This window comes from Macromonas nakdongensis, assembly GCF_002837145.1.
Taxonomy (GTDB): Bacteria; Pseudomonadota; Gammaproteobacteria; order Burkholderiales; family Burkholderiaceae_C; genus Macromonas_B; species Macromonas_B nakdongensis.
Window position 1 is genome coordinate 1 of the sequence record NZ_NWMV01000156.1, and the last position, 7,495, is coordinate 7,495.

The following is a 7,495-nucleotide window of genomic DNA, read 5'->3' on the forward strand; positions in this document are numbered from 1 at the left end:
GATGTCGACCTGGACGCCTGGGACGGGCTGGCGCCCGCCGCCGCCGGCACCCCGACCACGGCCCCCGCCGCCGCGGCCCTGGCGCAGGACTACTGGCCCACCACCTTCGGCCTGTCGGCCGAGCGCATCCGCCAGGGCGGGCGGCAGTTCCACGACGTCGTTGCCGGCGGCTCCCGCGAGGGCGACACCTGGCGCATGTCGGTCGGGGCGCGCGAGCTCAACGGTTACTTGGAATACCGCCCCAGCCAGGGCGCTGCGCCCGGCCGGGTCTACGCCCGGCTGGCCCGGCTCACCCTGCCCCCCAGCAGCGTCAGCGAGGTTGACAGCCTGCTCCAGGCCCAGCCGCGGCTCATGCCGGCCCTCGACGTGGTGGTGGATGACCTGGAACTCAAGGGCCGGCGCCTGGGCCGTCTGGACATCCAGGCCGTCAACCGCAGCGCCAACCTGGCGGCGCAGGACGCGGGCCGGGAGTGGCGGCTCAACACCCTCAATCTGACCGTGCCCGAGGCCCGGCTGCAGGCCAGCGGCAACTGGGCCACCCTGGGCGGCACCGGGCGCAACGCCGCGCAACGGCGCACCGCGCTCAAGGTGAACCTGGCCATCGACGACGCCGGCGCCCTGCTGGCGCGTTTTGGCATGCCCGACGTGATCCGCGGTGGCAAGGGCACCCTGGGCGGCACCCTGGGCTGGGTCGGCTCGCCCCTGGGCTGGGACGTGCCCAGCCTGAGCGGCGACCTGCAGCTCGACCTGCAGCGTGGCCAGTTCCTCAAGGCCGACCCGGGCCTGGCCAAGCTGCTGGGCGTGCTCAGCCTGCAGGCCTTGCCGCGCCGTCTGGTGCTCGATTTCCGCGATGTGTTCAGCGAAGGCTTTGCCTTCGATTTCGTGCGCGGCAACGCCCAGATCGTGCAGGGCGTGGCCAGCACCAACAACCTGCAGATGAAGGGCGTGAGCGCGGCCGTGCTGCTTGAAGGCAGCGCCGACATCGCCCGCGAAACCCAGGACATCACCGCCGTGGTCATCCCCGAACTCAACGCCGGCACCGCCTCGCTGGTGGCCACCGTCATCAGCCCGGTCACTGGCCTGGGCACTTTCCTGGCGCAGTATCTGCTGCGCCAGCCGCTGCAGGAGGCCGCCACGCAGCAGTACCGCATCCACGGCTCCTGGGTCGATCCGCAGGTGGAAAAGCTGGAACGCCCCAACCGTCGTAACATCGCCCCAGAAGAGGGTGCGGCCCCGCGCCCAGGAGGAAACCCATGAAAGTCGCCGCCATCCAGATGGTGTCGGGCATCAGCCTCGACCAGAACCTGGCCCAGGCCCACCAGCTGCTCGAACAGGCCAGCCGCGCCGGGGCCGAACTGGCCGTGCTGCCCGAGTATTTCTGCTTCATGGGGCGCCAGGACAGCGACAAGCTGCTGCTGCAGGAAACCCCCGGCCTGGGCACGGTGCAGGACTTTCTGGCCGACACGGCGCGCGAGCTCGGCCTGTGGATCGTGGGCGGCACCCTGCCCATGGCCACCGACGACCCGGGCCACGCCGCCAACGCCTCGGTGGTCTACAGCCCCAAGGGCAAGCCGGCCGCGCGCTACGACAAGATCCACCTGTTCCGCTACGACAACGGGCGCGAACGCTACGACGAGGCCGCGGTGCTGGTGGCCGGCGACACGCCCACCGCCTGGAGCCTGACCGACCGCGACGGCCACACCTGGCGCGTCGGCATGAGCGTGTGCTACGACCTGCGCTTTCCCGAGCTGTACCGCCAGCTGGGGGCCGACATCCTGCTGGTGCCCGCCGCCTTCACCCACACCACCGGCCAGGCGCACTGGGAGGTGCTGTTGCGCGCGCGTGCTATCGAGAACCAGGCCTATGTGATCGCCAGCGCCCAGGGCGGCACCCACGAAAACGGCCGACAGACCTGGGGCCAGAGCATGGTGATCGACCCCTGGGGCACGGTGCTGGGCCAGCACGCGGTGGGCCCGGGCGTGGTGCTGTGCGACCTGGACTGGACCCACCTGCAGCACGTGCGCCGGCAGTTGCCGGCGCTGCAGCACCGGCGCCTGTGAACGTTCAGGGGCGCTCGGTGTCGCTGGAAGCGGTGCCCGATTTTTCGCGCTCGACGGCTTCGGGCAACTCGCCTTTCTGGCGGCCCGAGAACATGGTCCACCACACGATGAACACCAACAACAGCAGCGCGCCCAGCGCTTCCAGCAACAGCAAGGTCATGGCAAAAGGTCCGTCCTGGCCGCAGGGTCGGGTCCGCGGCGTTTTCCTGGCCTGCATTGTAGGAAGCCTGCTCGCGGCCTGCTCGACCGTGTCCCTGCCCCCGACCGACGGCCCGGTGGTGGCCACGCGGCCGGCACCGGCGGTGGCCCCGCCGCGCCAGGCCACCCTGGTCGATGCGGTGGGGCAGCCGGTGGTCACGCCCGACAGCGAGGTCTGGCGCTGGGCCGACAGCCAGCCCCTGCCGCCGCCGCTGCAACGCGGCAAGAGCACCTGGCAGGCGGTGCGCTGGAGCGAACTGCCCGGCTGGGGCAGCGACGCCCTGCACCAGGCCTGGAACGCCTGGCTGCGCAGCTGCGAACGCCCGGCGCCCGGCATCGGTCCGCTCTGTGGCGAGGTGCGCCAGCTCAGCATCGCCACCGCGGCCGAGCAGCACGACTGGCTGATGCGCCGGCTGCAACCCTACCGCATCCAGCCGGTGCAGGGCGACAGCAGCGGCCTGCTCACCGGCTACTACGAGCCCGTGCTGCAAGGCAGCCGCACCCCCGGCGGCGCGCACCAGACCCCGCTGTACCGCCTGCCCCCGGGCCTGCGCCCCGGCCAGCCCTGGTACACGCGCCAGCAGATGGCCACCGACCCCGCGGCCCAGGCGCAACTGCGCGGCCAGGCCATCGCCTGGCTGGCCGACCCGCTCGACGCCCTGCTGTTGCAGATCCAGGGCTCCGGCCGGGTGCTGGTGACCGAGCCCGATGGCAGCCAGCGCACCGTGCGCCTGGCCTACGCCGGCCACAACGGCCACCCTTATCAGAGCGTGATGCGCTGGCTGCTCGACCGCCGCCTCGTCCGCGAAGGCACCTGGGACGCCCTGCGCGCCTGGGCCGCGCAGAACCCGCAGCAGGTCGACGAAATGCTCTGGAGCAACCCGCGCGTGGTGTTTTTCCGCGAAGAGCCGCTGACCGGGCTGGACGCCCAGTTCGGCCCGCGCGGCGCCCAGGGCGTGGCGCTCACCCCCGGCCGATCGATCGCGGTGGACAAGGACAGCATCCCCTACGGCACGCCGGTTTGGTTGGCCTCCAGCGGCCCGGTGGCGCAATTGCGCCGGCTGGTGTTGGCGCAGGACACGGGCGGCGCCATCGTCGGCGCGGTGCGGGCCGACTACTTCACCGGCTGGGGCGACGAGGCCTACGCCCTGGCCGCCGGTCTGAAACAACCGCTGCAACTGTGGGCGCTGTGGCCCCGGGTGCAGTGAGGCCGCGAAAGGACCTGTCCATGCGCATCGGCGTGCTCACTGGCGGCGGCGACTGCCCCGGCCTCAACGCGGTCATCCGGGCCGTCACCAAATCGCTGCTGCGCCAGTGCGGGGCCGAGGTCGTCGGCATTGAAGACGGCTTTGCCGGCCTCATGGGCGAGCGCCCCCACACCCGGGCGCTGGACTGGGACAGCGTCAGCGGCATCCTGATGCGCGGCGGCACTATCCTGGGCACCAGCAACCGCGCCAACCCCCTGGCCAGCGAGGCCGCGGCGCAACAGGCCCTGGCCCACGCCCGGGCGCTGGGGCTGGACGCGCTGGTGGCCATCGGTGGCGACGGCACCATGGCCATCGCCCACGGCCTGGCCGAGCGCGGCCTGCCTATCGTCGGCGTGCCCAAGACCATCGACAACGACATCGCCGGTTGCGAGCGCAGCTTCGGTTTCGACACCGCCGTGGCCACCGTGACCGAAGCGCTGGAACGGGTGCAGACCACCGGCCAGAGCCACGGTCGGGTGATGATCGTCGAGACCATGGGCCGCTACGCCGGCTGGATCGCGCTGGAAGCCGGCCTGGCCGGCGCGGCCGACGTGGTGTTGCTGCCCGAAATTGACTTCGATGTGGACGCGGTGGCGGCGGTTTGCCGCGAGCGCGAAACGCGCCAGCGCTACACGGTGGTCTGTATCGGCGAAGGGGCCAAGCCCCGCGGCGGCAGCCTGACGGTGGAGCGCCGCCTGGCCGACAGCCCGGACCCGATCCGCCTGGGCGGGGTGGCACACGTGCTGCGCGAGCAGTTGCAGCCCCGGCTGCGCAGCGAGGTGCGCGCTACCGTGCTCGGCCACGTGCAGCGCGGCGGCGTGCCCACGCCCTTCGACCGGGTGCTGGCCACCCAGTTCGGCAACCGCGCGGCGCAACTGGTGATGGACGGGCGCTTCAACCGCATGGTCACCATGCAGGGGGGCGAGCTGGGCTGCATCGCCCTGGCCGACGTGGCCCACCAGAACCGCCGAGTGCCGCTGGACCACCCGCTGCTGCAGGCGGCGCGGCAGATCGGGGTGGCCCTGGGCGACTGACCGCCGGGGTCAGTCGTTGCGCACGGCGCGGCCGTCGACGATCTTGACCTGCTGGCCGGCCTGGAAGCCCGGGTCTTCGGTGTGCTGCACGGTCTGCACCGAGCCGTCCTGCAGGCGCACGGTCACGTCGTAGCGCTTGTCCTTGACGACTTGTTTCTCGATCTCGCGCCCGGCGTAGGCACCGCCGACGGCGCCCAGGATGCGCGCCGCGGTGCGGCCGTCGCCCTTGCCGACCTGGTTGCCCAGCACCGCACCGGCCACGCCGCCGGCGATGGCGCCGACGTAGCCCGGCTCGCCCTTGACCTCGACCACGTTCACCGCCTGCACCACACCGCAGCTGCCGCAGCTCTGGCGCGCGGCCAGGGTGGGCTGCAGGGGGGCGGCCGACAGGGTTTTCTGCAGTTTGACCGTTTTGCTGCCGCTGGTCAGGGTGGCGGTGGCCAGGCTGCTGGCGCTGAGCCGGTCGCGGCTGCGCACGGTGTAGTGCGCGCTGTAGAGGCCCGGCTGGGTTTCGGCCAGGGCGATGCGGGCGTCGCTGCCGGCCAGGGTCAGCGCCACCTTGGCGCCGGGCGTGCCTTGCACCTCGAAGGCGATGTCGTGGCCGCCGCTGTAGCCGCTGGCCTGGGTACCGAAGCGCTCGATCACCGGTGCCGGCGTGGCCGCGGCCAGGGCCGCCTGCTGGGCCGACGCCGTCAACAGCGGCTGACCCAGCACGGCTTGCGTGTCCAAGCCGGCCACGCGCAGGGCGGCGCGCACCGGGCTGTTGAACTTGACCTGGTCGCGCAGGCCGAGGGTGTAACTGCCTTCGTAGGTGCCGGCCCGGGTCTCGCTCAGCGCCAGGGTGTGGGGGCTGCCTTCGAGCGTGACGGTGGCGCTGCCGGCGGCGGTGCCGGTCAGCTTGAACACCAGCTCGGTGCCGGGCGTGAGCTCGGCCACCGGCTGCACGGTGAAGGTGCGGATGACGGGGGCGGTCTGGGCCCAGGCGCTGCCGGCCAGCACGGTGACCGCGCTCAGCAGCAGGGCGCGCAGGGTGGGGTAAATAGCCATGGTGGGGTCTTTCGGGTGGTGGGCCCAGTGGAGTTGCGGCCCGGTGCGCTTACCTTACCACCGGCGGATGGCGCCTTCAACGCCAACGCCCGGCCTGGGCGGGGCTGGTTACCGCTGTTACCTTTGGCAACGTGTACCGGGCACTCAGTCTTGCGGCGCGGGCACTGGCAAGGCGGCCAGGGTGTCCAGGGCCAGACACAGGTCGGCCCAGGCCTTGGCTTTTTCGGCCGGGCTGCGCAGCAGGTAGGCGGGGTGGTAGGTCACCACCACCGGCAGCGTCACGCCCCCAAGCCGGGCCTGGTGGACCTGGCCACGCAGCCGGCCCAGGGGCATCTGCTGTAAGGCCTCGGGGCTGAAGCAGCCACCCTGGCCCAGCACGGTCTGTGCGGCAAACCGGCCCATGGCCAGCACCACGCGCGGCCGCAGCAACTCCACCTGGCGCAGCAGGTAGGGGGCGCACTGCTCGACCTCCTCCGGGCTGGGGTTGCGGTTGTGCGGCGGCCGACATTTGATGACGTTGGCGATGTAGACCTTCTGTTCGCGCGCCAGCCCCATGGCGGCCAGCATGCGGTCCAGCAACTGGCCGGCGCGGCCGACGAAGGGCAGGCCCTGGCGGTCCTCTTCCTCACCCGGTGCCTCGCCGACGATCAGCCAGTCGGGGCTCGTGTCGCCCATGCCGGGCACCGCCTGTTGCCGGCGTTGCGCGAGGTCGCACAGGGTGCAGGCGCGGACCGATTGTTCCAGCGCCGCGCGGTCCAGGTGCCGCAGGTCGTGCAACGGCGCCAGCGGGGCCGAGGGGGCCGGGTGGGGGGCGCTGGTGGGACGGGTGGGTGCCGCAGCCGGCGTTCCAGGGGTGGCGGCGGTCGGCTCGCGCCGGACCGGGCTCGGCGTCTGAGCAGCCGCCGCAGGCGTGGGTGCGTTGTGTGCGGAGGCCGCAGAGACGGTCTTGGGCGTGCTGTGCGCGGATGCTGCAGCCCCGGCGGCTGACGTGGCCGGCGGCCTATCGGCCGATGCCGGCCGGGCTTGCCACCACACGGGCACGCCCATGGCCTCGAGCATGGCGCACTGGCGCGCGTCCAGCCGCGGCAAGGGGCTGCCGCCGGGCGTGGCGTTGGAGTCCAGGGGCGTGGTCATTGCGGGTCTGTGGGCGATGCGGTGCTCAGGTTCAGCACCATGACGAGGGCGTCTTCGCGCTGGGTGCCGGTGTCGGGGTAGTAGCCCTTGCGCACGCCCACTTGACGGAAGCCGAGCGACTGGTACAAGGCCCGCGCGGGCTGGTTGCCGGCGCGCACCTCCAGCCAGAGCGCCTGCGCGCCCTGGCCCCGCGACCACAGCGCCAAGGCCTGGAGCATCAGGCGCGCCCAACCCTGGCGCTGGTGCAGCGGCACGGTGGTGATGTTGAGCAGGTGCACCTCGTCCACCCCCGGCATGGCCACCAGGTAGCCGAGCAGCACCCGGCCGTCGGGGGCGCGCGGCGCGTGCGCCCAGGGGGGCGGGTCTTGCGCCCGGGGGGCGGCCACCAGGGCTTGCACGGCGTGGCCGGCTTCGATCGAGCTGTGGAAATGCCGGCGGCTCCAGGGGTGGGCGTAGGCGGTTTTCTCGACCTCGGCCACGGTGTCCAGCCAGGTGGCGTCCATGGGCGCGAAACCGATCAGACACGGGTCTGGCGCCTCGGTGTCGGTGGTGGGCAGGACCCAGGCGGTCATGGCGTGCCTCCGGCGGCGGTCCGTTCGGCCTTGAGGCGTTCGCGTTCTTCGGTGGTCTGGGCGACTTTGTCGCGCACGTAGAGGGGCTGGGCCCCGGCGGCGGCCACGGCCTCGCCCTGGGCCCAGGCGTGGGGCAGCAGGCTCAGCAGGGCGGCGGCGGTGGGCCAGGCCTCCACCTGGGGCACGGCCTGCCAGGCCGCGGG

The 7,495-nt window shown here is 72.5% G+C and carries 8 protein-coding genes and 1 pseudogene; 4 read left to right on the forward strand and 5 right to left on the reverse strand.

The genetic code is table 11. The features are described 5' to 3' along the window. Both CON77_RS14600 and CON77_RS14605 read left to right on the forward strand, forming a co-directional pair. Window positions 1–1,257: YhdP family phospholipid transporter (locus CON77_RS14600; RefSeq protein ID WP_304442168.1), on the forward strand; the 1,257-nt coding region annotated here is incomplete at its 5' end. Further along, a complete protein-coding gene (locus tag CON77_RS14605; RefSeq protein WP_101050307.1) occupies window positions 1,254–2,060 on the forward strand; it encodes a carbon-nitrogen hydrolase family protein in 807 nt (268 codons plus the stop codon). The genes CON77_RS14600 and CON77_RS14605, both read left to right, overlap by 4 nt. A gap of 4 nt (window positions 2,061–2,064) precedes the next feature. Here the strand turns inward: CON77_RS14605 and CON77_RS15410 are convergent, their stop codons facing one another. Continuing rightward, complete coding sequence (locus CON77_RS15410) at window positions 2,065–2,220, reverse strand: hypothetical protein (RefSeq protein WP_198552406.1); 156 nt, start codon at window positions 2,218–2,220, stop codon at window positions 2,065–2,067. Here CON77_RS15410 and mltA point away from each other — a divergent pair. Both mltA and CON77_RS14615 read left to right on the forward strand, forming a co-directional pair. Beyond that, window positions 2,153–3,466 carry a murein transglycosylase A gene (gene mltA / locus CON77_RS14610; protein ID WP_101050309.1) on the forward strand — a complete coding sequence of 438 codons (1,314 nt, stop codon included), beginning with the start codon at window positions 2,153–2,155 and terminating at the stop codon, window positions 3,464–3,466. The two genes, CON77_RS15410 and mltA, sit on opposite strands and share 68 nt — an antisense overlap. Before the next feature lie 20 nt (window positions 3,467–3,486). Then, window positions 3,487–4,539, forward strand: coding sequence for a 6-phosphofructokinase (locus tag CON77_RS14615; protein WP_101050311.1), 1,053 nt, complete (start codon window positions 3,487–3,489; stop codon window positions 4,537–4,539). Window positions 4,540–4,548: 9 nt separating this feature from the next. Here the strand turns inward: CON77_RS14615 and CON77_RS15285 are convergent, their stop codons facing one another. From CON77_RS15285 to CON77_RS14635, 4 genes and pseudogenes are all read right to left on the reverse strand, one after another. Next, window positions 4,549–5,586 (reverse strand): outer membrane lipoprotein, encoded by a 1,038-nt coding sequence (locus tag CON77_RS15285; protein WP_157826992.1) that lies wholly within the window; start codon window positions 5,584–5,586, stop codon window positions 4,549–4,551. A gap of 144 nt (window positions 5,587–5,730) precedes the next feature. Further along, complete coding sequence (locus CON77_RS14625; RefSeq protein WP_101050313.1) at window positions 5,731–6,720, reverse strand: uracil-DNA glycosylase; 990 nt, start codon at window positions 6,718–6,720, stop codon at window positions 5,731–5,733. Further along, entirely contained in the window at window positions 6,717–7,292 is a 576-nt protein-coding gene (locus tag CON77_RS14630) for a GNAT family N-acetyltransferase (RefSeq protein WP_439650588.1), read from the reverse strand. Before CON77_RS14630 ends, CON77_RS14625 begins: the two co-directional genes overlap by 4 nt. Beyond that, window positions 7,289–7,495 (reverse strand): annotated as a pseudogene (locus CON77_RS14635) (tRNA (adenosine(37)-N6)-threonylcarbamoyltransferase complex dimerization subunit type 1 TsaB); the annotation flags it as partial. The pseudogene CON77_RS14635 and the gene CON77_RS14630, both read right to left, overlap by 4 nt.